General features: G+C 47.2%; 1 pseudogene. It reads left to right on the top strand.

Annotated elements, in window-relative coordinates:
* Nucleotides 1–358, top strand: a pseudogene (locus tag ACLI09_RS18090) (hypothetical protein); the annotation flags it as partial.

The following is a 358-nucleotide window of genomic DNA, read 5'->3' as shown; positions in this document are numbered from 1 at the left end:
TATGTTCGGGCACCTATAGTACGTGGGTAAATGTAGGGCCTTTTACCGGTACGCCACCCGGCTGTACTACAGGTGTCCTTTTTCCTGTTGCAACTTATACACCTGCATGTACAGGAAGTGCAGAGTCCATCACTTCATTCGCTTATGCAGGGGAATATAGCAATGTTATCCTATCTGCAAATACAGACTATACGTTTTCAAGTTCGGTACCTACCGACTTTATTACCATAACAAACAGCACCGGTACTACCGTACTGGCGTATGGCACCACACCATTAGTATGGAATACCGGCGAGAACAGCGGTACCTTCCGTTATCACTTCCATACAAACTCAGCCTGCGGCACCCAAAACACCAG

This window comes from Flavobacterium sp. RHBU_24, assembly GCF_046613695.1.
Taxonomy (GTDB): Bacteria; Bacteroidota; Bacteroidia; order Flavobacteriales; family Flavobacteriaceae; genus Flavobacterium.
This window is presented reverse-complemented; position numbering and strand designations above follow the sequence as displayed.